This window comes from Nitrosopumilus sp. S6 (assembly GCF_054515815.1).
This window is the reverse complement of the sequence record NZ_JBTNRI010000004.1, coordinates 107,880-129,120: the sequence shown is the minus strand read 5'-3', so window position 1 is coordinate 129,120 and position 21,241 is coordinate 107,880. Positions and strand designations below refer to the sequence as shown.

Genomic DNA, 21,241 nt, shown 5'->3' with positions numbered 1-21,241 from the left:
AGATTATCTCTAAAAGATTTCTATTTTAATTGAATAGTTTACATTTGTAAATTAATAAAATTCTTGTCAATTTACAAATGTAAGCATTTGATCTAATATACATCACAAATAATTACAAATCATGTTTGGTTTTACAAAACACTGCAAAATATGTGGAATTGATTTGCAAAAAGACAATGCGATAAAGAGGTTTGGAAAATCATTTTGTTGCGATGACCATGCCAGTCAATATGTAAAATTCAAACAACAGCAACAAAAAGACGATTCAACAAGACGACGTGACAGTTGCTGTTAACATTTTTTACTCTTTAACCTAATTTAGAATGCAAGTTTTGGTTAATTTATTATGAATTGAGTAGTAAGCCCACAGCAATAATGCCACTGAGCCAATTAGTAAAGGAATTTGATATACTGAAAGAAAAGTAGACACAGCAACACCTGCAGTACCGAAACTAGTCAAAAGTACAAATCCCATCGAAGAGCAACTAGCACATCCACCTGCCATCATTCCAACAGATGAACCCATAAAGGAAGACTTGTTCATCTTTACCTTGGTATTTTTTAGAACATAGACATTCATGCTTAGAACAATTCCCATAAGTGCAGAGATTATATTTGATAATACAAAAACAGGAATTGCATCTGAAGGAAGATAAAACACAAAGACAGGAGTAAAGAACAACAGTTCCCCTAAGACATTAAAAATAATCCAAAATAACGCAAAAATTGTGGCTGCCAAAAATATGTAAGACTTGTTTGAAAAAACTTGTTTGAGTGAGGATAACATGTTTATCATCACTTTTGGTTTAGACTATCATCAAATATCTTTTCAAATGTAGCATATGGATGTGCACCAGTAAGTGCTTGAGGCTTGGAACCGTCATTATTGAGAATTAAAAAGGAAGGGGTGCCTCTAAAGTCAATTTGTTTTGCAAGATTAAGATCACTTTCCACTAATGATTCGTATTTGTTACTATCAAGACATGAATCAAAACTCTGTGTGTCTAGTCCCATGTTTGATGCAATTTGTTTTAGATTGTCCCTATTTGCCCATCCAGAGTTTTCATGACCTTGATTGTTGTACAGTTCATCATGAAACTCCCAAAACATTCCTTGATCGTTTGCACATTGAGATGCCATGGCAGCAGGTTTTGAATCAGGACCAACTACTGGAAAGTGTTTAAATGCCATACTAACTTTGCCTGATTCCACATATGATGATTCTATTTGTGGACTAGTATCTCTGGCAAATCGTCCACAGTTAGGACATTGAAAGTCTCCAAACTCAATAAGGGTAATTGGTGCTGAAGGATCTCCTTTTAGAGGTGTATCTGATGTAATAAGATTTGAAAAAGACAATGGTGAAACCGATGAGTCAGTGTCTGTATTTTCCATTTGGGTTTGAGTACTGTCAAAAGTCAGTGCAAACACTGCAATTACTACAGCAACAATACCACCAACTACCAAAGGTTTTTTCATAATCTCAGAAATTCTGTCTATACATTTACGTCTTTTTCCTAATTTTGTAGGCTGTTTTTTTAGATTTCTGTTCTGAAAATTTTACAAATGTAAGTATTTGATAATAAATACAGAATCAAAGTATAAAATTGAGATAATGGAACATGTATCGTTAGATTCTAAAAAAAATCAAATTACAAAGACTGCGCTAAAAATTGGAGGAATGCATTGTGCTGGATGTATAACTGCAATTCAAAATTACATGTCAGACATTGAAGGCATAAAAGAATGTCAAGTGAATTTGGCAGCTGAAAAAGCTACTTTGGCATATGACCCATCAAAAATTAATTTAGAAAATATTGAAAAACTCATTAAAGATATTGGTTATTCGATTGTCTATGATACATTTTCAGCAAAGATTAACGAAATCGCTGATCCAGTCAATTCAGAAAAATTTGAAAGAAAAATGTCAGAGATTACAGGAATAAAAAGAATCTCCATTAATCATGAAAAAAGTCAAGTAATTATCGAATACAATCCTACTCTTCTTTCAAGTTCTGATCTAAGAGGAATAATCACTAGGACAGGATTTCAAATTTTAAGTGAAGATAACATAATTTCATCAGAAGAAGTTGAGATAAAAAAATTAAAAAGATTATTTTTTAGAGGGATTGCTTTCTCAATACCAATTGTAATTTTTGGTTATCCGGAATTGCTTTCGTTTCTTCCACTTGCAGGAACTGATGCTGCTGCATATCTTATTTTTGTATGTGCAAGTATTGTTCAGTTTACAGTGGGATGGAGATTCTATGTGGGGGCATATAGAATTACTAAAATAAAATCGGCAAACATGGATACTCTAATTGTTACAGGAACAACTGCAGCATTTCTATTTAGTGCGTTTAACACATTTCCGACTCCTGTTTGGGAAAACATCTACTATGATGCTGCTGCCATTGTGATTACGTTCATTATTTTAGGAAAATATATGGAGCATAAAACAAAGGGTAAAGCATCATCCATTCTACGTAAAATGCTTGAGCTTCAGCCAAAAATCACTCGAATTAAAAAAAATGATCAAGAAATTGAAATTCCAGTAGAACTCATAAACATTGGAGACACAATAATTGTGAGACCTGGAGAAAAAATTCCTGTAGACAGTATAGTTATTGAGGGATTTTCTGCAGTTGATGAATCAATGATTACTGGGGAATCAGTGCCTGTTGAAAAAAAACCAGGAGACAGGTTAATTGGAGGAACTGTAAATCACGAAGGATCTCTAGTACTCAAAGCTATAAAAGTTGGAAATGACACTATTCTTTCTCAGATTATAAAGCTAGTAGAAGATGCAATGGGAACAAAACCACCTATGCAAAAAATAGTAGATAAAGTTGCAGGATATTTTGCTTTAGCAGTACTCATTGTGGCATTTGGAACGTTTTGGACTTGGATCTTTATTACACCAGAAGATGTAGGTATTGCAATTGCATTAATTCCAGCAGTTGCAATTCTTGTTGTTGCATGTCCATGTGCGTTAGGATTGGCAACTCCCACTGCAATTATGGTAGGAATGGGAAAAGGTGCAAGCAATGGTGTGATCTTCAAGGGAGGAGATTCATTAGAAGTATTAGGAAAAATCAACACAATAGTTTTTGATAAAACAGGTACACTAACAGAAGGAAAACCCAAAGTTACAGACATTATTCCTGCAAATATTTCAAATAATGATACATCCTCATTACTAAGAATTACAGCCATTGCTGAAAAAAATTCTGAACACCCACTTGCAAAGTCATTAGTCAAAAAGGCAAAAGATGAAAAAATATCCATTGAGTCACCAACAGAGTTTGTAGCGATTCCTGGAAGAGGTGTCAGAGCTATATTTGATGGAAAAACAATTCTAGTTACAAGTCCAAATCAAATGAAGAGAGAAGGAATCAGTTTAGAATCAATTGAAGAGGACATTTCACGCCTACAAGCAGAGGGAAAAACAGTAGTTGTAGTCTCTTGGGATAACGTGTTAATTGGAATTATTGCACTTTTGGACATTCCAAAAGCAAGTGCCAAAAAGACCTTAGAAGAATTAAAAAAATTCAAAATCGATGTTATTATGCTTACAGGAGATAATGCAAAAACTGCAAAAACGATTTCAAAGGAACTTTCAATTTCTAATGTATTTTCTGAAGTTTTGCCTTCTGAAAAGGTTAATGTCATAAAACAGTTGCAAAATGAAGGCAAAAAAGTGGGTATGGTAGGGGATGGAATTAATGATGCTGCTGCATTAACCCAGGCAGATATTGGAATTGCAATTAGTACTGGAACAGATGTAGCATTAGAAGCTGGAAATATTGTATTATTACGAGATGATCTTTTGGGAGTAATTTCATCAATAGAAGTAAGTAAAAAAACAATACGAAAAATAAAACAAAACTTGTTTTACGCTTTTGCATACAATACAATATTAATTCCGTTTGCAGGATTTGGTTTACTTTATCCTGCTTTAGCAGGAATAGCAATGGCTGCAAGCTCAGTATCAGTGACACTTAGCTCACTATCATTAAAACTATGGAATCCTAGAAAATTACAAAAATAGTTATTTACATTTGTAAGGTATCAGATTGATATTATAAAAATAACAATGTAAATTATGGGAAAACAATACATTTCTGCAGGGCTTTTTGTTGGAATGTTTTTTGCAGGATTTGTGGTAGGATATGTTATTTCTGAGCAGATTTACAGTCCAGGAAATTTGATGGCAAGAGATCCAGACACCACTGAGAGATGGATGGAGATTATGCTAGGTACAATGATGAATGATCAAAAATTACATGGGAAGATAATTGAAGACATTACTAAACATCCTCAAATGATGGACAGTCTTAGACAAAATCAAGAATTTTTGAATCAATTGAATAATCCTTAGAGGCTTGAATCTTTTTTGAATATATTGTTGATTCACAGACAAATAGTCGTTTTGCAAGTATTGGTTCTGCAAATACGTTAGAAAATATTGTCGAAAGTTTAGAAAATTAATTTCAAATCTGGGAGGGCGATTTGTTAGATCACATTAACACTCCGACTATAATTAGAAGGTAGGCCGACTAGTAGTCAACCATTTTAGACTCTAATTCAGACCCATGTAGGCACACAAGGATTAACAATGTTAATCGAAAATTATATTCTTTATTTACATATTGTATCTATGACACAATATGGTTCATTAGCAAAACCCTTGATATTTGTGGGGGCACTTGTAGTGGTGGCAGCATTGGTGTTTTATTTTGGAATTTAAAGAAGGTTTGTAGGATTCATTCTTGTTCATTGATCACATTTAATGTCATGCTAGAAACAATATGAGGTATCTTTCTAATTGCCTTTGTAATGACTTTATCTAATGTTTTATCACTTGAGGATTCCACTTTACAAATCACATCATACAATCCAAATACAACATCTGCTTCTTTTACTTCTGGAATATGACTCAGACTCTTTAAGATTGGATATTCTTCACCCTTTTCACAATGAATTACAACATAAGCCTTGACGGTATTTTGGCCAAGCATTGCTCCAATTAATTTATCAGAAGGTTGAAACAATTCTCCTGATTCTGACCGTGTCAAAGTCATAGTGGAACGGATTTTAGGCATTTTTCTAATAGTTTCTGTAACAATTTCTTGAATTGCTGAAAGTTTTGTTAATCTGGAAATATCCGATTTAGCAATACAGTTAATGTAACATTCTGTAATTGGATTTAGAATTAGTTCCATGCTTGAGCCTCCACGTTAGATTCTTTGATGTCCGGTTGTTTTGCTTTAGATAATACTGCTTTTTGAGGCTCTAAATCATATGCTAAAGCCAAGTCCTCTAGATTGAAAGTCTTTTCAGCAATTAATCTATCAAGATATTTCATAGCTTGAATAATTCTAGGAGAAAAAACATTGATTCCGTTTTGAAATAGTTTAATCTTAACTGCTGTTTTTGCATTGCCTATTGTGAATTTAGTTGAAAAGTCTTTGACAAAATCTTCCATTTCAATATTAGGTTTTGATTCTGTTTTCAGATGAGATGTTGAACAGATAGAACATACAGGATCAATCCATTCTCTTTTTGGGGATACAATGTAACGAGCTGAATAACCGTTGATAAACAGACTTAATGTAAAAGGATCTTTTACTTTGTAAGAAAAGAAATTCTTTTTTCCTAATGGCATAGTAAATTTGTTTGAACCATTTCTAGACCTCGCAAATATTTCTGCAAATTCTTCAACTATTTTGTTGTGTTTTCCTCTAAGTGTTTGTTGTACATTGTCAATTTCTTCATTTCCCATTGAAGTATGAAAAGTAAAATTTGACATTCTCAAGTATTTGTCTAAACCTTTTGAATAATGAAATGAGAAAAATGCAATAATTTTTGTACCTTCTCCAATCATGTGTCTCATGACAGTGAAAATCTGTTTGATTTTTTCAATCTCTTTTTTTGATTCAGTTAGAAATGACACATCATCAAAATGAATTATGTAATTTGTCGGACTGAGTTTTAACGTATTGATAGTTTCCTCAATGTTTAACAAATCATGTTTAGTGAAAGTTTTGACTGCATATGGAATGTCTGACATTGTATGAATCAAATGACTCAAGGTTTGTTGAATTGTGGTCTTACCTGTTCCAGTTTGACCGATTAAAGTAATTTTTACAACATCATCGATTTTACTTGCTTGAAGAATTTCATATGCACAAGCTCTGATACTGTGTGATCTAATCAGCTTTTGACCTTTCCATCTTATTACCGTTGGAGAGCCTGTTTGTTTGGTTGAGGATTTGGGTTTTGGTTCAACCCTTTCAAGAATTGCCATCTACTTATCACCCTCATCTTTGAAGCCTGAATCGTCAAAGTCATGTCCATTTTGTCTTATGTATTCGATTCTAAACAATACCATCTTAGCCTGAATCTCCTCCATGAAATTCCAGAACCAGCCACAAAACTCATTGTGGAAATTGCTTCTATTCTTCAGCCCTCGAAATTTGACAGGGTTTGAAGGTACTACTCCTAAGGTGTTTGTCTTTTGTCTTGTTGATTGTACTATGTTCCATTCTCCATTATTCTGAAAATTATCCTTCTCACATTTTGGGCAAGTCCAACATTTCGATGTACTAGAACCAACTAAGACAGAATTGATTAGAGGATTGATAATATCAAATACTTTTACATCGTTAAACGGAATTTCTGTTGGAACTTTTATTTCTTCAAATCTCTCATCATCTTCTCCTTCATTAATTGTAATCTTTGAAGTCATTGTACAATGCTGACATTGAAAAGATGATTTGTCTTTGATTAGTTCATGGTATTCTTTTGTAGATACTTTGACAAGGTAATCATCAGTAAGACAAAGATTGAGACTGTACAATGCAGATGTTGCTCCATTGTAATCTTTATTCTGTAATTCTTTTATTGCAAGTGTCTTATAGAATGAAAAGTCTCCTGAAATATTTGGTAAGAACCCAGCTTTAACCAAAATTATTTCCCTCCCTCAATATTTTTACAAGTTACTAACACCTTGGGAATTATTTTACTCATGAAAATCTTGTTAGAATAATATTAGATAAGCTATCATGCGAGGAGTGAGAAGTTCAAAACAAATTATTTTGAGCAAAAATAATTCTAGTTATTTTGAACCTAAATTTCTTCTATTAAACATAATGAACATTTTCTTTAATAGAACTATTGAAAACTGTAATGATTTTTGATAAAGTCTGGATAAAGATAGGGGGGTTAATTGGATAAGATAGTATGGTAATTGATGAAAACATCTACAACAAACAAAATGATTGAAACAAAACTGTATCTTTTGTAACTGATAGTTTACAGAATAAACTACAAGGAATAAATGAATAAGAAGTGACAAAACTAGTTTCAAACTTTTTTTAGAATAGTCTCAAACTTCTCGAAGAAAAGTTTCAAATCAATTTTGTCACTCATTTTAGGCACAAAAGCGATCAAAAATATGCCTAAAATCCTTGAATTTTACAGAAAGAAATGATAGTTTAGGAGTTATCTTGTTCTTTTAGGGTTGTTTGGATAGGTCTTTTGAAATCGATATTGAGCCAAACTCTAGCTTTATTGTCTCTATCTTCTTCATAATACTCTGCAAATTGCTTACCAAATTGCCCCATACCTAAAGGAGTCTCACCTTTTTCAAAACAAATTTCTTTATAGAATTGATAGGTTTCTCTTTTGGTTTTATTTTCCTCACTTTCTATAATGTAATTAGTAGCAAAATCATCTATTGGATCAGCATTTTCATTCCATTCTTTTTGAATAGTTTTCCAGTCTTTTGTATGTGTGAATTTTCCATCTCTGTTTAATCTATTTGCAATTATCACCAAGTTAGAAAACACTAGATTCTTTTCTTCTTGATTAGAATCTAAGGTTTCTCTTAGATACTCAATTCTTTCAGGATCATTTTCAAAATTTCTTTCCCATTTTATTATCATCCATCGTCTAAAGAATCCTTGAGATTGATCAAATGATTTAGGAAAACGATTACATGAAAACATTAGTTTACAAAATGGATATAGTGTAAACGGATCTTTGTATTTCTTTTGAACTTGTAATCCTTCACCTGATACAATATCTTTGATTTCACCTGTATGTCTTAATTCGTTCTTTTCTAAATCTGAAAATATGTTTGCAGACATTCCATCTAAATCGGCACTCATATTTTTATCGCTTGCAATTTTTTGTAATGGAATATGTGTAACATTATGTTTTCCTAAATAGGATTCAATATAGTTAAGGCAAACAGACTTTCCGTTTTCACCTACTCCGAGAAACATGAAGGCTTTTTCATCAATATGTCTTTTAACAATAGGACTTGCAATTATTTCTAAGACTGTTTCAAAATCCTCTTTTCTGAATTTTCCATCTACAATAAATGAATTTTTGAGATACTTCCAAAACAAAGTATTCTTTAGATTCTTTTCAATATCATTACTTTCAGGTTTGTGATATTCCACAGGTAACAAAACTTGACTTAGATGTTTTGGAGTATGTGGTGTTAGTTCTAATGTTTCTAAATTTAGTATTCCATTTTCAACTGTGATCAGATTAGTATCTTTGTCAAAATCTTCTATATCAGAATAAGTTTGTACTTTGATTTTATCAATTACTTCACTTCTTTCATGTTTAGTACAATTTGGAATTAGTTTGTTTGTTTCTTCTTTAATGATTGTCTCAGCGTGTAACCTGTCATAGATTTTTCCGTTATACATTAGAATGGTTTCTGTTTTTCTTAGAGTCACAAAATTCCAAAATTTCAATAAAACTTTAGCAACATTATCAATTCTTTCATCTCCATTAAATTCTAAATTATTATCCACAACGAATATTTCAATTAAATTTCTAAGACTAGTTTTCTTTGTAGGATCTTCTCTAACTCCATCTTTTAGACTTGGTTTGTTATGTTTTGTTTCAACTGCACAAAGACATTTTTTTTCATTCAAACATTCATCATGTTTATCTGCCAAACAGTTTTTGCAATTAATTAAAGGAGTTGACACTAGAAAACTCCCTCCCCTTTTAGAAAATCTTCCTTACTTTGACAAAGAAGATGTTTAACCCCTGTACCTTTTTTGAACAATACAACCTCACCTTTATGCAATAGAACTTTACAGACTAGACAAAGACCTCCATACTTTAGAATAATTTTCTCAAATTCGGACATCATTTCCAGTCCTCCTTTGAATCTTCTATGTCTGGATAGAGTAACTCAAAACCATCTACGTCTTTTCTGTAGGCATAAAATCTCTCACAATTATGGCATTTGAGAATATCACACTCATCACTAGCCTCTTTAAACTCAGCCTTGCAACATGGGGATAGTGCGAATTTTCTCAATACAAAAACCCCCTTCTAAAGCAGTATTCTATGAATGAAATATCCTGTTTTTTGCCTAGATAGAGCCTAGCTAAGTATCTAATTCGTTTGTATTCTTCATCTGAAATTTCATGACTATGTTTTAGATGGATAGATAATCCTCTAGATGAAGTGAATTTTTTGAGTTTTAGTTTCTTTGAAAGTTTGAAACATGATGGGCAATTCAATACATCAATTTGATACTTTAAGAATGATTGAGGTTTATACAAACTAAGAAATCTCCTTTGGTGAAGCTTTGGTGTTTTCTTTTACGGCATTGGACTCAGAGGTATGGACACCCTCTGAGCCACTTTTCTTTTCTTCTAAGAATTGTTTAATTAAATTATCAACTAACTTACTTCTTTGACCGCTAGGAACTGCTTTGTAAAACTTTTGTAATGTTTCAACTTCAATAGAAAGTGTAAAGTTTACGTTCAGATAAAACTCCCTCCATCAAACAATTTTTCGACAACACACCCTGTATTTTCTGAAATTGTTTGATGATGGGTATTCATTTGATTTAGAATCAAATTACTATCGGCACAAATATTCTCATCATACTCGTTCGAGCAAAATATTTTGTGTTCGCACTTTTCACGTAATGTTGATGAAACATTACAACTCAAAGAGATTGTGCAATTTACCATGTATTTGCTTATGCAATTAAACTATAAGAACATTTAATATTTTTTAAAATTTTGTTTAATAGAAAACTAATTTGTGTCACACTTGTTTCAAACTTGACACATAAAAAAATAAAAAATAAAAAAAGGAAAATTAATTTTCCAATTTTTTCGGATACTTTTTCATTTGCAAACCAAGATAGATGAAAAGGAATCCTGTGATTGCTGTGAGCTCCATTCCAAAGATCATCATTCTTTGAAATTCATTGAAGAAGGTCGTACCAAAAATTATGACATATGAAGCATAGGTCACTACTGCAATGTAGATTCCCATTTTCACATATCTGAGTTGGTGAAACCTCTCAGTTTGTGCTTGACTCATGTGTCAAATATGACATATAGGAATATAGGTATTACTATTAACCTATAATCATTAGTCTTATAGTGTAATGATTAATATGATAAATTGTTGAAAAAACTGCGAATGGTCAAGAAGCTTTTAGTCGATATTCCAGACGATCTACACAAGAAATTGAGTATTGTTTCAGCAAGTAGGGAGGTTTCTATGAAGGATATAGTGATCAAAGCCCTTGAAAAAGAGTTAGATGATGATAGAGACAAGAAAAACCTCGAAAAACTATGGGGTAAGAAATGAAATTCCTAGATGTTTTAGATAAATTTGCTAAAGGATTACAAGATTTTGGCGATACTATGCAGAAGATCCAAAAAGAATTTTCTGAAGATGAAGTTTTGAGAAAACAAAACGCCAAACATAGAGAATCAATAGACAAAGAAAATTTAAAGAAGATTTGGGGAGATAAGTAATGCCATCTACTACTAAAGAAAACATCATGAATTATTGTAAAGAAGATGGGATTCAATGTAAAGATTCATCTGCAAATAAACCAAATTTTGAATGGGCTTTAGACGTACAAAAATTACTTGTTTATACTCAGAAAAAATTTCCACATAGGATATACATTCAATCACATATCGTTTTTGGAGAGTTGGCAAAACTTCTTGATACTCCTGCAAAGAAAAATAATTTAATGATTCAACTCAAAGATATGGCGTTAGTAAATAATTTTAATCTAGATTTTATTTTTGATGATAAAAATAACATTACAGGTATTTTGTGTTATTTAGTACACTATAATTCCTCAATTAAAAAAGCAGATTTTTTGCCTATGCAATTAAGAGTAACAAATATTCAAGATATTTTATACAATAAATTAACAGGTCTTTTGGGTACTGAAACAGCAAAATTGAAAGCACAACAACAAAGTGAAACTAAAGAAAACCCTGCAATAGGATAATCATCTATTTTTCCTCTAATTCCTTCTTCAAATCTTCATTTTCTTGTTGATACATCTTAATGATTTGAGGCACATCACTTTTTTCAATTCTGTATTTTCTTAAAGAATCAATGGTTTTCTCCATAGCCTTCATTTTATCCATTGCTTCTTTTAACATTGTAACTGTGACTTTATCTGCCATTTCGTTTTCTAATAGCGACTCCATGATCAACCCCTTGAATCTCTCATCATCTTTCATTATTTCATTTTCAGTCTTGGCTTTCTTTAGTTCTAATTTTTCATCTTCTAGTTTTTTGATTTCTGCTTTTTGTTTTTCTGAATTGTCAATGATTAAATCTGATTCAAATTTTTCATAAAGTTCTAGTTTTTCCTCATCAGACATCCTGTCATACTGTAAAAGATACCCCTTTTGCCCTGCTATTTTTTTAGCAAAGTTAGGATCATGACGAGACAGTTTAGTTATTCCATATGCCCTAAAGGAATGAGTGTTGATCAAATACCTACCTGTTGAGTCATAAACTTGGGTTAATCCTGTCTTTTTTACTGCTAATCGTAGAACTTGTTTAGTTGCAGACTGTGAATTTAACTTGTTTTGCTCTGCTGAAAATTTAGGATTATCGCTAGAGCCAAAAACTAAATCATTATCATCTAGTTCTTTTAGTATTGGCATTAGCATTTTACTTGCTTCTTTTGAGAAAAAGGTAGTCCTTCCTTTGTTAAATTTGGTTATACTTGAAGGAATTTTTACAATAATGTTCTTTTGACCTAAAATTAGGTGTTTTTTTCTAAGTTGGATTATTTCACCTATTCTCATTAAACTGGATAATTGACAAAGATACTGTACTTTGTGCTTGTATTTCATTTCTTTGAAAATTGTTTGAATATCATTTAATGTCAATCCATATCTTTCTTCTTCTACTTTATGCTTGAAAGTTAATTCTGCTTTGATATCTTGATCATTGAGTTTGATACCCATGTAATGAAGATATTTTCTTAGTCTTGAGAAATAGACTTGCATAGTAGCCGGAGCTTTTGAATTATTGAAATTAATCCAGTTCTGTAAAACATCATAAACTTCTTCTTCACTTGATGTTTTTAATTCCGGAATTAGATCAGCCTTGCCATATTTTTCCATACAGAAATTCTCAAAGTTGTTAATTGCATATTCAATACTTTCAATAGATGATCTGCTAAGATTGGACACTTTATCCATGAATGACTCCTTTGATCGTACTATTTTGGTCAAAACCATGCTCTATTATCTGATTAAGCTTAGATAAAGGAAAGGTTTGACTGTCAATCATAACAATAATGGAAAGGTTAACCTTTGAGCCTATAGGGGGTTAACAGTCAAATTACCTGTGATTTTGCATCTTTGATTGTTTTGATGGTTCGTTTTAGGAGTGAATTTAGCTCTTTTTCAGATATTGCCAAGGGTGGAACAAGCATGACTATGTTACCAAGAGTTCTAAGATAAATTCCGTTTTTCTTTCCTGCCTCATAAAATATTTTGTTGATTGATTTTTTGGGGTGGATTGGAGTTTTTTTCTTTCTGTCTGTAACTAATTCTATGCCCATAAGCATTCCCTTATGTCTGATGTCTCCGACAATATCAATTTCAGATATTTCATTGTAATACCCTTCAAAAACTTTGGATGTTTTTTGAATTTTTTTGATCAGATTATTTTTCTTGTACATTTTGATATTTTTATTTGCAATTGTTGCTGCAAGTGGGTTTCCTGTGTAAGTGTGTCCGTGGAATAGATGTTTCCAATCATTGAATTCTCCTGAAAATGAATCATATACTTTTTTGTTTGCAAGAGTAGCTGCCATTGTAAGATATCCACCAGTTAACATCTTTCCATATGCGACAATGTCTGGAATTGATTGTTGTTCTTGGTATTGTGTCATTGAACCCAATCTTCCAAACCCTGATGCAATTTCATCTAAAACAAGTAACACATTATATTTTTTACATATTTGACTAATCTTTTTTTGAAATCCATTTGGGTAAATTATAACCCCTCCTGCCATCTGTACACCACTCTCCATTACAAATGCTGCAATGTTGTTATTATTTGAAAACTTTTTTTCAATTTTTTCTAAACATTCATTTTGATAATCTGTTAATGTGTATCCTTTTGGTAATCGATATTTGTTTGGAACTGGAAATTGTATTGTCTTGAATAATTGTTTTTTGAATTTACCAAAAAATTCTGGAACATATCCTACTGACATGGCGCCAAATGTATCTCCATGATATCCATTTTCTAGAGTTGAAATCTCTGTCTTTTGCTCCCCAATATTTTTCCAGTATTGCAATGCAATCTTGATTGCAATTTCCATTGCAGATGAACCATTATCTGAATAGAATACCTTGTGCATTCCAGGAGATATTTTCACAAGATTGTCTGCAAGTTGTTCTGCAGGCTCATTTGTGATGTTAAACATGGAAGAATGTTGTAGTTTTTTACTCTGATTTGTAATTGCCCTTATTAGTTGAGGATTAGAATGACCCCAGACATTACACCACATAGAGGCAACAGCATCAATCATTTTGTGGCCTTTAGAGTCTTCAAGCCACATTCCTTTGGCTTTGGTAATTTTGTCAAACGAACTCCATTCTTTCATTTGGGTATTTGGGTGCCAAACAGAACTTTTCAACTATTTACTCAACACCTATGCTTCGCATTGCCGCACAAGCCTTTCCACCTTTACTCCAACACTTACAAGAACAAGACACTGCTTTACCGCTCTCTAAATCCTTGACTACTTTATGAAAAACACCTTCTCTGACCTTGGATTCAATTGTTAGTGTTTCGTATTTGTCAGGATCTTGGAAATTTTCTGCCATGATTACAATCTCTCATGGATATTTTTAACAATATAGCCCAACCGATGAGTTAATCAATGAATTATTCTAAAAAATCTCTATTGAAATCCATCTTTGTTTCTGGAACTGACACTGATGTTGGTAAAACCTACATCACAGCAGGACTTGCAGTTGCGTTACGAAAAATGAATGTAGATGTGGGTGTAATGAAACCTTTTGCAGCTGGGACTGCCCAGAAAAAAGGCTACAAATCCGAAGATGTTGAAATTTTAGCCAGAGCTGCGCAAACATCTGATCCTGAAAATTTGGTAAATCCTCAATTCTTTCCAATCCCTGCATCTCCTTATACTGCATGGAAGAATCTAAAAACAAAACCCAAGGTTTCCACCATTTTATCTAGTTTCAAAAAGTTATCAAAACTTCATGAAATGATTCTTGTAGAAGGAATGGGGGGAATAATGACTCCTATTCTCAAAGACTATTACATTACAAACTTGATTAAAGAAATGAAAATACCTACTGTAATTGTTACTAGAAGCAAAGTTGGAACCATTAATCACACCATAATGACAATTGAAATGTGTCAGAAATACAAAATTCCAGTCAAAGGAATAATAATTAATGATTTTGATGATGGTTATCCTGTAAAAAACCTAAAACGAGATTTGGAGAGTTTGACAAGAGTCAAAGTTTTGGGTTCTGTTCCATTTATCAAAGACATGAGTGATTCTTCTCTTAATAGAATCTTCAAGAAGAATATTGATTTGAAATCGTTACTAAAATAATTAAGAATAGTACTCTTTGAATCCTTTATCTGTAGAATAAAGTTCAATTTTTAGTCCAAACATTCCTTGTTTTTGTACTACTTTGATAAGCTCTTTCTTTTCTAATTCTTGTAGAATGGAATCTAATTCTTTGTTTTCCATTTTGACTGATCTTTGAATTTTCTCAAATGTATTTGCTCCCTGATGTATTATTCCTAGAACTTGCATGTCTTTTGTTTGAGGTTTTGATGATGGTTCTTGTTCTAGTCTAACTCCATCAATATTTTCCTGTTTTGATTTTTCAAAAGTTGAATAATTTCCATTTGCTTGTTTTCTTTTTGCAATTAATCTTGGAATAATTCTTGATAATGGAATTGCTAAGAAAATTATTAGATAAATCCAAGAAAAGTTTGGGTCTGCCATGAAATTACTCTGTCTTCTTGAGATAAATTTGTTCATTTTAACCAAATAATTGTGACTAGAATATGATTTTACAGATGGTATAATAGTAGTAGATGCCTACTGTAATCATTGTCAAAATATCAATCTCCTAACATGAATGTGAATATGAGTGCTGCAAAGGGGGTTGCCGTGGCAATTGTAATTTTAATTATCGTTGGAGTTGTAGCAACTGCTTCAGTAAAAATTGTGGATGCAGGTCACAGAGGTGTACTATTGCATTGGAATGCAGTTGATCTAACATCCCCTCCACTTGATGAAGGTCTGCATTTTGTAGTTCCTTTTCAAGATGAAGTAGTCAACATTGAAGTTCGTACACTAAAGTATGCAAGTGATGCTCGTAGTGCATCAAGAGATTTGCAGACAGTTGAAACAACTGTAACTGTTAACTATCATCCAGATAAGGAGGCAGTACATAGACTATACAAGAATTTAGGATTAGATTATGAAAATAGAGTAATTCAACCAGCAATTGAAGAAACTGTAAAACAAGTAACGGCAAAATATAATGCTGAAGAATTAATTACAAAAAGACCTTTAGTCAAACAAGACATTGAAGTTGCAATTACTGAAAGATTGAATCAATTCGAAGTAGTAACCGATGTAATTTCAATTACCGACTTTGAATTCTCCCCATTGTTTGCTCAAGCAATTGAATCTAAAGTAGAGGCAGAGCAAAATGCACTCAGAGCAGAAAACGATTTGAGAAGAATTGAAGTTGAAGCACGTCAACGTGAAGCAAATGCAATTGGTCTTGCCAATGCAAATATTGCCGAAGCAAAAGGTGAAGCAGAAGCAATTGCAATTATCAACAAAGCACTTTCAGAGAATCCAAATTATTTGGAATGGTTAAAGACTCAAGCTTGGGATGGAAAATTACCTCTAGTAGTTGGTGAGGGTGGAACTCCGTTTATTCAAATCCCAATGGCCCCATAATTTTAGGTATTTTTGTTACAGTGTTTTTAATCGTCCTAATAGAATTTCTAAATTAATTGGTTTTCTTACCCATGCTGCAAGTCCTATTTTCATCAAATTTGTCATATCTTCACTAGGAATTTCTGATGCTGTCATTAAAACAATCTTTGTAGTTCTGATTACGGATGTATCTTTCAAAGAATTTATAATTTCTAATCCTGTCATTTCTGGCATTTGAACATCTAGTAGAACTATGTCGTATGCGTCTGTTTTGATCATTTCTAGTCCTTTTGTACTACTGTTTGCAGTTTCTACTTCGTATCCCTCAGATTCCAAACCATCTGCTAATATTTCCAAAATATCAATTGTGTCGTCTACTATCAGAATTTTTTTTGTCATTCGTCTCAACAATTACAAAGTTTTCTAATAACCTTTTGTCTCAAAATGAAATTCTAAGCAACATACCTGTAAAAATTACTGTCTTTACTCTACCAAAAGTGCTTAGAACTATAATTCCAATTATGGACTCTACATCTCTGTTGATAATACTTGTGTGTTCTGCATATGCTGTCTATTTAGCTACTGTTTTTCTCTGATAATATCATACATTGCCAGAAATTGATCTGGTTCTTTTTGTCTATAATATTTCTCTAAATTTTGAATTTCTTTATGGGATTTTACTTCTCCTTTTTCCTCATAATACTCTTTGATTATTTGAGATGGTGTTTTTTGAATATTGTACTTTTGTAATGTTTTACTTACTGATCTTTTACAAATAAAATCATACATTGCATATCTGTACACCAGATACCCTGTTAATCCTACTATTGCAACTATGATTATTGGAATTATGATAATTGATGCCATGAATTTGGTATGTGTTTTTGATATTTATTCTCTTTTTATTCTAGAAAATCTTCTTTTTCAAATGCTGAAAAAGGGTTATCTAAAATAATGTATTTTCTGATTGGTAGAATTGTCTTTATCTGCTCATCTTAGTTTTGTTATAATAACACATCACATGAATTAATCATATTCGTAAAATTTTGAACTTGTTTGCCCCTCCAACATTGCTAAACTGTGCAATATCAAAGATGATCTTCAAAAATGAATCATTTTTTTTGGATAACACAAATGTTTTGTTATCTAGTGGTATATCTTCAGATAAAACCACCCAGATGTTTTCTTTGTTTGGTTGAATTTTTTCAAGTTGACTAATTTTCTCCTCGATTACTTGTTTGTTTGATGATTTTGGAATGCAAATGACTAGCGTCATTTTAGGATCTTTTTCTAAAGTTTTCACATCTGGTATTATGATGTCTAATTCCATTCCTTGATACTCTATTTTTCTCTGACTAGGCAATAGTGCATTAGTTAGTAAATAATGCAAAATTCCTGTGGCTAGCACTCCTATTGATACATTTTTTTCATCCATGGTTATGATTTTGTCATAACAATTCTCGATGATTTCATTAATTACCAAATCAAATTTTTTCTCAGAGATTAGTTTTGGTATTGTTTGTGATCTTTTGATATAATCAAACAGATAATCTTTGATTGGATTTGCATCTTCATCCATTCTTATCTAATCCTTCATGTACCTTATATGAATAATTCATGTTTTTCATTCCATACGCTTAAACTCTCTAGTCTGTAAGGTTGTCATGGGAAAATCATTAGGAGATTACAATATTGAACGTTCTTCATCTACTAATATCAAAAATATCATATGGACAAAAAAAAATCCTGTAGATCCAAATAAACCAAAAAAGAAAAACAACAAACAAACTTCTCCAACAAACATTATTCATACTAAAAACAAAGAAAATATCTCCAATATTCCCAAAACCTTCAAAATTGAAGAAAAGACTAGTACCTCAAAAAAGAAAAATACCACAAGTAAAGCTCAAAACTCTTCGTTATCAAACTGCAAAATAGAACAAGGCTACAAACGTAAAGCTAGATAATTTTATTCATTATAGACATAACGTCTTTCGCCTCTAGATTCAGTTTCAGTTTTCACATGAACCAAACTAAATTCTTTCTTTGAGTGAAGCATTGAATCTTCAGGTGATAATTTATTCTCATGTAGTTCTTCATATTCTTCCCAGGTTAGTTTTCTTCTATCGCCAATCTCTGCCTCTAGATTCATGTTCTTTACAATCTCTTCACATCCTGGTTGAATTACACCACTAAACACCATTGCACTACTTCCACTACCATAAGATCCAAATCCTACTCTCTTTCCTTCTAGGTTGATTCCTTTTTGATATTCAAATTCTAAGCTACTTCTAAATCCTAAGTATAATGATGCGGTATACAAATTACCAATCATACTAGATGCAATTAATGAACTTGCAAGTTTTGATTCATATACTTCTTGGTATTCAGGAGTTTTTGTAAATAATTTTGTAAACTCGTGATCCTTTGCCATAAATTCCTCATCTCCCAATACTGATTCAATGGTTCCTCGAGGATCTTTTGGAACTGGTTCTTCCAATCCGATTTCTTGTAATATTTTCTTCCATCTTGGGAGTTGGCGCCACTCATGTCTTACCAAATATGCTAATGCCTTCTTGCCCATGTTACTGTATGGCAAGTGCATGTTGATGTAATCCATGTGGTCTAATATTGTCTCGCCTGGCTCTATGTTGATTAGTCCTGATGAGATTACTTTTTTCTTGTATGCTTCAAGTGCTTTTCTTACTTGAATCATGTATAACATATTAGAATATTGACCATGAACGATAGGTGTCTCCTTTCCAAATGGTCTGTAAAAGTCATATTCATCTTTGATTGAAGTTGAGGTTACTTTTGGATCAAATGCCAATAGTCTAGGGTCATCATTGAGAAGCATTACAACTGCACCTGCACCCTGAGTCATTTCTCCACTAGAACCCATGTCATATTTTGCAATGTCTGATACTACTACTAGTGCATGTTTTCCTTCAGCTTCTCCGGCTCTAATCCAATTTGTATTATCATATAGGGCATAAGAGCCACTAACACATGCAAATTTGGTCTCAACTCCACCACAGTGCTCAAATGCACCTTGACCGTAAACTTGTTCTAGCATTCCAATGACGTATGAGTTCATTGCCTTTGATTCATCAAATGATGATTCTGTTGAAACATATAATCTGCCAATATCTTCAGGAGATAGTTTGTTTTTTTGCATAATTTTCAAACAAGCATTAGCAGCTAAGATAGCGGGGTCTTGATTAGCATCAACTATTGCCATTTGAGAAACTCCCAGGCCTTTTTGTAATTTTACTGGGTCTAATCCTCTAGCTTTTGCAAAATCTGCAGCATCAATGTATAATCTGGGGATGTATATTGCAATATCATCAATTCCAGCTGCCATAAGCTTGCCTCCGATAATTCACTAATAAGGTTAGCGGGTAAATTCTAGATAACTAGGAAGGAAATATTGACACTTTTTTTGACTTGGCATGCCTATTTTGATCGCTAACTGTGTTTTTCTAACTCTGTATCAAAAACTCGTTCAAATGTATCATAAGGTTGTGCTCCAAATAATCTTGTAACTTTACCATCTGGTCCTATTACAAAAAATGCTGGAGTTCCAGTAAGTTCAAGTGCTCTTGCATCATCATTACTTGCAACTATTGTTTGAGAGTGCTTACCATTTATCATGCATTCAGACCATTTGTCAATATCTAATCCAACCTCTTGTGCAAATCTTAACAAATTCTCTGATGATGCCCATCCATTATTTTCTCCAGTCCAATTGTTATACAAAATATCGTGATACTCCCAAAACATCTCTTGATCATTTGCACAATGTGCACCATGTGATGCATTAATGGAATCTGGACCAATAATGTTGTAATCTTTGAATATCATTCGTACTTTTCCAGTTTCTACATAATTCTTCAAAATATCTCCTTCAGTTGAATGGAAAAAGACGTTACAAAAATGACATTGGTAATCTCCAAACTCTACTAGGGTTACTGGCGCATTAGAATCACCCAATATTGGAGAACCATTACTCAAAAATGTCTCCATGGTTATTTTTGCAGGCCCTTCTGGTTGAACTGTAGGTGTTGGCTGCATTATTAATTCTGAGTCATTACCAATTCCGTCAAAACTCAAAAACACAATCACTAAAACTGCTGCAGAAATTCCTGCACCTATTGCTAAAGATGGACCATGTATCAATGGTTTTTGAGAATTTTTTAGCTCATTTAGTCTTTGTGCTATGATGAACTGTCATTATCAGGTATTGCTCCCAAAGTAAACATCTGTAAAATTTTTGATGATTTTGAATTCTCATCTTCAGCAGTAATGGTTACAGTTAGAGTTTCTTGAGGATATCTTTCAGGAATGTAAAATTTTGTCTCAAAAAATCCTTTGGTATTGGTGGTTCCTGTTACTGAATAGAATTCTTTATTGTTTTCATCTAAAACAATTAGATTGATGTTGACATTTGGAATAAATCCATAGTTTTGATTAAAATCTTTTAGTTTATTTTGTTCTGGATCGTATGTTTTAATTTCAATTGATGCAGTTTGTTTTGAATAAACTCTTTGAGAATATTTAACTAAAATCTGTAAATCATCTTCTTTCTCTTTTGTAGTTTCTTCTTGTGTAGGGTTTTCTTCAAAGGATAATTTTACAAACTCCCCTCCAACAAAGATTATTCCTCGAGTTTCAATTTTTTCATTAAAAATTTCAGAATATGTGATATATGGGAATCCTTCAATGGTTTGTCCTGACACTCGAATAATATTTCCGTTAAAGAACTCTCTTACTGTTATATCATTACTAATTGTAAATTCATTTTCAACAGTGTTTATTGTTCCTGTCTGTAAAAATTCAATATCGTTTAGTGCGTCAACTTGTCCGTATGCAAAACTAGTAGTCATCCCAATACCTAATACCAAAAACAGCAGTATGTTGTTAAAATTCAAGTTATAGTCAATTTTGGAATGTTTATTTTAT

Annotated in this window: 27 protein-coding genes; 8 read left to right on the top strand and 19 right to left on the bottom strand. The window is 32.3% G+C overall.

Annotation, left to right across the window (positions count from 1 at the left end; all coding sequences use genetic code 11):
• Nucleotides 1-313: 313 nt before the first annotated feature.
• On the bottom strand, nucleotides 314-739 hold the full coding sequence (locus ACX12B_RS04660) for a hypothetical protein (protein ID WP_459352890.1): 426 nt from the start codon (nucleotides 737-739) through the stop codon (nucleotides 314-316).
• Nucleotides 740-795: 56 nt separating this feature from the next.
• Nucleotides 796-1,479: a DsbA family protein gene (locus ACX12B_RS04655; protein ID WP_459352889.1), complete on the bottom strand. Its 684-nt coding sequence runs from the start codon at nucleotides 1,477-1,479 to the stop codon at nucleotides 796-798.
• A gap of 136 nt (nucleotides 1,480-1,615) precedes the next feature.
• On the opposite strand from ACX12B_RS04655, the gene ACX12B_RS04650 reads away from it, so the two are divergent.
• Nucleotides 1,616-4,051 (top strand): heavy metal translocating P-type ATPase, encoded by a 2,436-nt coding sequence (locus ACX12B_RS04650; RefSeq protein ID WP_459352888.1) that lies wholly within the window; start codon nucleotides 1,616-1,618, stop codon nucleotides 4,049-4,051.
• A 54-nt stretch (nucleotides 4,052-4,105) separates the two neighbouring features.
• Nucleotides 4,106-4,381, top strand: coding sequence for a hypothetical protein (locus tag ACX12B_RS04645; RefSeq protein ID WP_459352887.1), 276 nt, complete (start codon nucleotides 4,106-4,108; stop codon nucleotides 4,379-4,381).
• Between the two features lie 385 nt (nucleotides 4,382-4,766).
• Here the strand turns inward: ACX12B_RS04645 and ACX12B_RS04640 are convergent, their stop codons facing one another.
• The 7 genes from ACX12B_RS04640 to ACX12B_RS04610 all read right to left on the bottom strand — a co-directional run bounded on the left by ACX12B_RS04640 (nucleotide 4,767) and on the right by ACX12B_RS04610 (nucleotide 10,374).
• Nucleotides 4,767-5,225 (bottom strand): Lrp/AsnC ligand binding domain-containing protein, encoded by a 459-nt coding sequence (locus ACX12B_RS04640; RefSeq protein WP_459352886.1) that lies wholly within the window; start codon nucleotides 5,223-5,225, stop codon nucleotides 4,767-4,769.
• On the bottom strand, nucleotides 5,216-6,310 hold the full coding sequence (locus ACX12B_RS04635) for a hypothetical protein (protein ID WP_459352885.1): 1,095 nt from the start codon (nucleotides 6,308-6,310) through the stop codon (nucleotides 5,216-5,218). Before ACX12B_RS04635 ends, ACX12B_RS04640 begins: the two co-directional genes overlap by 10 nt.
• Nucleotides 6,311-6,970, bottom strand: coding sequence for a hypothetical protein (locus tag ACX12B_RS04630; RefSeq protein WP_459352884.1), 660 nt, complete (start codon nucleotides 6,968-6,970; stop codon nucleotides 6,311-6,313).
• 529 nt (nucleotides 6,971-7,499) lie between these two features.
• Nucleotides 7,500-9,014: a DNA primase family protein gene (locus tag ACX12B_RS04625; RefSeq protein ID WP_459352883.1), complete on the bottom strand. Its 1,515-nt coding sequence runs from the start codon at nucleotides 9,012-9,014 to the stop codon at nucleotides 7,500-7,502.
• The gene (locus tag ACX12B_RS04620; RefSeq protein ID WP_459352882.1) at nucleotides 9,014-9,178 is read right to left on the bottom strand and encodes a hypothetical protein; all 165 of its coding nucleotides are present in this window, start codon (nucleotides 9,176-9,178) and stop codon (nucleotides 9,014-9,016) included. Before ACX12B_RS04620 ends, ACX12B_RS04625 begins: the two co-directional genes overlap by 1 nt.
• Nucleotides 9,178-9,351, bottom strand: coding sequence for a hypothetical protein (locus ACX12B_RS04615; protein WP_459352881.1), 174 nt, complete (start codon nucleotides 9,349-9,351; stop codon nucleotides 9,178-9,180). The genes ACX12B_RS04620 and ACX12B_RS04615 overlap by 1 nt, the downstream gene beginning before the upstream one ends.
• A gap of 795 nt (nucleotides 9,352-10,146) precedes the next feature.
• On the bottom strand, nucleotides 10,147-10,374 hold the full coding sequence (locus tag ACX12B_RS04610; RefSeq protein WP_459352880.1) for a hypothetical protein: 228 nt from the start codon (nucleotides 10,372-10,374) through the stop codon (nucleotides 10,147-10,149).
• 102 nt (nucleotides 10,375-10,476) lie between these two features.
• Here ACX12B_RS04610 and ACX12B_RS04605 point away from each other — a divergent pair, with 102 nt between their 5' ends.
• From ACX12B_RS04605 to ACX12B_RS04595, 3 genes are read left to right on the top strand one after another with little or no spacing between them, the layout of a single operon-like run.
• Nucleotides 10,477-10,647: a hypothetical protein gene (locus ACX12B_RS04605; protein ID WP_459352879.1), complete on the top strand. Its 171-nt coding sequence runs from the start codon at nucleotides 10,477-10,479 to the stop codon at nucleotides 10,645-10,647.
• Nucleotides 10,644-10,817 (top strand): hypothetical protein, encoded by a 174-nt coding sequence (locus ACX12B_RS04600; RefSeq protein ID WP_459352878.1) that lies wholly within the window; start codon nucleotides 10,644-10,646, stop codon nucleotides 10,815-10,817. The genes ACX12B_RS04605 and ACX12B_RS04600 overlap by 4 nt, the downstream gene beginning before the upstream one ends.
• Entirely contained in the window at nucleotides 10,817-11,308 is a 492-nt protein-coding gene (locus ACX12B_RS04595; RefSeq protein ID WP_459352877.1) for a hypothetical protein, read from the top strand. The genes ACX12B_RS04600 and ACX12B_RS04595 overlap by 1 nt, the downstream gene beginning before the upstream one ends.
• 4 nt (nucleotides 11,309-11,312) lie before the next feature.
• On the opposite strand, the gene ACX12B_RS04590 is transcribed toward ACX12B_RS04595, so the two are convergent.
• The 3 genes from ACX12B_RS04590 to ACX12B_RS04580 all read right to left on the bottom strand — a co-directional run bounded on the left by ACX12B_RS04590 (nucleotide 11,313) and on the right by ACX12B_RS04580 (nucleotide 14,162).
• The gene (locus tag ACX12B_RS04590) at nucleotides 11,313-12,521 is read right to left on the bottom strand and encodes a tyrosine-type recombinase/integrase (protein WP_459352876.1); all 1,209 of its coding nucleotides are present in this window, start codon (nucleotides 12,519-12,521) and stop codon (nucleotides 11,313-11,315) included.
• A gap of 137 nt (nucleotides 12,522-12,658) precedes the next feature.
• A complete protein-coding gene (bioA, locus tag ACX12B_RS04585) occupies nucleotides 12,659-13,972 on the bottom strand; it encodes an adenosylmethionine--8-amino-7-oxononanoate transaminase (RefSeq protein ID WP_459352875.1) in 1,314 nt (437 codons plus the stop codon).
• Nucleotides 13,973-13,976: 4 nt separating this feature from the next.
• Complete coding sequence (locus ACX12B_RS04580) at nucleotides 13,977-14,162, bottom strand: hypothetical protein (protein ID WP_459352874.1); 186 nt, start codon at nucleotides 14,160-14,162, stop codon at nucleotides 13,977-13,979.
• 80 nt (nucleotides 14,163-14,242) lie between these two features.
• On the opposite strand from ACX12B_RS04580, the gene bioD reads away from it, so the two are divergent.
• On the top strand, nucleotides 14,243-14,926 hold the full coding sequence (gene bioD / locus ACX12B_RS04575) for a dethiobiotin synthase (RefSeq protein WP_459352891.1): 684 nt from the start codon (nucleotides 14,243-14,245) through the stop codon (nucleotides 14,924-14,926).
• On the opposite strand, the gene ACX12B_RS04570 is transcribed toward bioD, so the two are convergent.
• A complete protein-coding gene (locus ACX12B_RS04570) occupies nucleotides 14,927-15,328 on the bottom strand; it encodes a hypothetical protein (protein ID WP_459352873.1) in 402 nt (133 codons plus the stop codon).
• Between the two features lie 108 nt (nucleotides 15,329-15,436).
• On the opposite strand from ACX12B_RS04570, the gene ACX12B_RS04565 reads away from it, so the two are divergent.
• Nucleotides 15,437-16,300 carry a prohibitin family protein gene (locus tag ACX12B_RS04565; RefSeq protein WP_459352872.1) on the top strand — a complete coding sequence of 288 codons (864 nt, stop codon included), beginning with the start codon at nucleotides 15,437-15,439 and terminating at the stop codon, nucleotides 16,298-16,300.
• 15 nt (nucleotides 16,301-16,315) lie between these two features.
• Here the strand turns inward: ACX12B_RS04565 and ACX12B_RS04560 are convergent, their stop codons facing one another.
• The 3 genes from ACX12B_RS04560 to ACX12B_RS04550 form a co-directional block, all read right to left on the bottom strand.
• A complete protein-coding gene (locus ACX12B_RS04560; RefSeq protein WP_459352871.1) occupies nucleotides 16,316-16,678 on the bottom strand; it encodes a response regulator in 363 nt (120 codons plus the stop codon).
• 180 nt (nucleotides 16,679-16,858) lie between these two features.
• Entirely contained in the window at nucleotides 16,859-17,146 is a 288-nt protein-coding gene (locus ACX12B_RS04555) for a hypothetical protein (RefSeq protein WP_459352870.1), read from the bottom strand.
• 163 nt (nucleotides 17,147-17,309) lie between these two features.
• Complete coding sequence (locus ACX12B_RS04550) at nucleotides 17,310-17,858, bottom strand: hypothetical protein (protein ID WP_459352869.1); 549 nt, start codon at nucleotides 17,856-17,858, stop codon at nucleotides 17,310-17,312.
• An 85-nt stretch (nucleotides 17,859-17,943) separates the two neighbouring features.
• Between ACX12B_RS04550 and ACX12B_RS04545 the strand changes: the two genes are divergently transcribed.
• Nucleotides 17,944-18,246, top strand: a complete 303-nt coding sequence (locus tag ACX12B_RS04545; RefSeq protein WP_459352868.1) for a hypothetical protein — start codon at nucleotides 17,944-17,946, stop codon at nucleotides 18,244-18,246.
• A gap of 2 nt (nucleotides 18,247-18,248) precedes the next feature.
• Here ACX12B_RS04545 and ACX12B_RS04540 read toward each other — a convergent pair whose 3' ends face one another.
• The 3 genes from ACX12B_RS04540 to ACX12B_RS04530 form a co-directional block, all read right to left on the bottom strand.
• Entirely contained in the window at nucleotides 18,249-19,643 is a 1,395-nt protein-coding gene (locus ACX12B_RS04540; RefSeq protein WP_459352867.1) for a hydroxymethylglutaryl-CoA synthase family protein, read from the bottom strand.
• A 104-nt stretch (nucleotides 19,644-19,747) separates the two neighbouring features.
• A complete protein-coding gene (locus ACX12B_RS04535) occupies nucleotides 19,748-20,458 on the bottom strand; it encodes a DsbA family protein (RefSeq protein ID WP_459352866.1) in 711 nt (236 codons plus the stop codon).
• Between the two features lie 38 nt (nucleotides 20,459-20,496).
• Nucleotides 20,497-21,165 carry a hypothetical protein gene (locus tag ACX12B_RS04530; protein ID WP_459352865.1) on the bottom strand — a complete coding sequence of 223 codons (669 nt, stop codon included), beginning with the start codon at nucleotides 21,163-21,165 and terminating at the stop codon, nucleotides 20,497-20,499.
• Between the last annotated feature and the right edge of the window lie 76 nt (nucleotides 21,166-21,241).

What these genes read in the sequence shown, in the direction of transcription:
- ACX12B_RS04655 (WP_459352889.1), bottom strand. Translation starts at nt 1,479, where the DNA reads ATGAAAAAACCTTTGGTAGTTGGTGGTATTGTTGCTGTAGTAATTGCA.
- ACX12B_RS04650 (WP_459352888.1), top strand. Translation starts at nt 1,616, where the DNA reads ATGGAACATGTATCGTTAGATTCTAAAAAAAATCAAATTACAAAGACT.
- ACX12B_RS04645 (WP_459352887.1), top strand. Translation starts at nt 4,106, where the DNA reads ATGGGAAAACAATACATTTCTGCAGGGCTTTTTGTTGGAATGTTTTTT.
- ACX12B_RS04640 (WP_459352886.1), bottom strand. Translation starts at nt 5,225, where the DNA reads ATGGAACTAATTCTAAATCCAATTACAGAATGTTACATTAACTGTATT.
- ACX12B_RS04635 (WP_459352885.1), bottom strand. Translation starts at nt 6,310, where the DNA reads ATGGCAATTCTTGAAAGGGTTGAACCAAAACCCAAATCCTCAACCAAA.
- ACX12B_RS04620 (WP_459352882.1), bottom strand. Translation starts at nt 9,178, where the DNA reads ATGTCCGAATTTGAGAAAATTATTCTAAAGTATGGAGGTCTTTGTCTA.
- ACX12B_RS04610 (WP_459352880.1), bottom strand. Translation starts at nt 10,374, where the DNA reads ATGAGTCAAGCACAAACTGAGAGGTTTCACCAACTCAGATATGTGAAA.
- ACX12B_RS04605 (WP_459352879.1), top strand. Translation starts at nt 10,477, where the DNA reads ATGGTCAAGAAGCTTTTAGTCGATATTCCAGACGATCTACACAAGAAA.
- ACX12B_RS04600 (WP_459352878.1), top strand. Translation starts at nt 10,644, where the DNA reads ATGAAATTCCTAGATGTTTTAGATAAATTTGCTAAAGGATTACAAGAT.
- ACX12B_RS04595 (WP_459352877.1), top strand. Translation starts at nt 10,817, where the DNA reads ATGCCATCTACTACTAAAGAAAACATCATGAATTATTGTAAAGAAGAT.
- ACX12B_RS04590 (WP_459352876.1), bottom strand. Translation starts at nt 12,521, where the DNA reads ATGGATAAAGTGTCCAATCTTAGCAGATCATCTATTGAAAGTATTGAA.
- ACX12B_RS04580 (WP_459352874.1), bottom strand. Translation starts at nt 14,162, where the DNA reads ATGGCAGAAAATTTCCAAGATCCTGACAAATACGAAACACTAACAATT.
- ACX12B_RS04570 (WP_459352873.1), bottom strand. Translation starts at nt 15,328, where the DNA reads ATGGCAGACCCAAACTTTTCTTGGATTTATCTAATAATTTTCTTAGCA.
- ACX12B_RS04560 (WP_459352871.1), bottom strand. Translation starts at nt 16,678, where the DNA reads ATGACAAAAAAAATTCTGATAGTAGACGACACAATTGATATTTTGGAA.
- ACX12B_RS04555 (WP_459352870.1), bottom strand. Translation starts at nt 17,146, where the DNA reads ATGGCATCAATTATCATAATTCCAATAATCATAGTTGCAATAGTAGGA.
- ACX12B_RS04550 (WP_459352869.1), bottom strand. Translation starts at nt 17,858, where the DNA reads ATGGATGAAGATGCAAATCCAATCAAAGATTATCTGTTTGATTATATC.
- ACX12B_RS04545 (WP_459352868.1), top strand. Translation starts at nt 17,944, where the DNA reads ATGGGAAAATCATTAGGAGATTACAATATTGAACGTTCTTCATCTACT.
- ACX12B_RS04540 (WP_459352867.1), bottom strand. Translation starts at nt 19,643, where the DNA reads ATGGCAGCTGGAATTGATGATATTGCAATATACATCCCCAGATTATAC.
- ACX12B_RS04530 (WP_459352865.1), bottom strand. Translation starts at nt 21,165, where the DNA reads ATGACTACTAGTTTTGCATACGGACAAGTTGACGCACTAAACGATATT.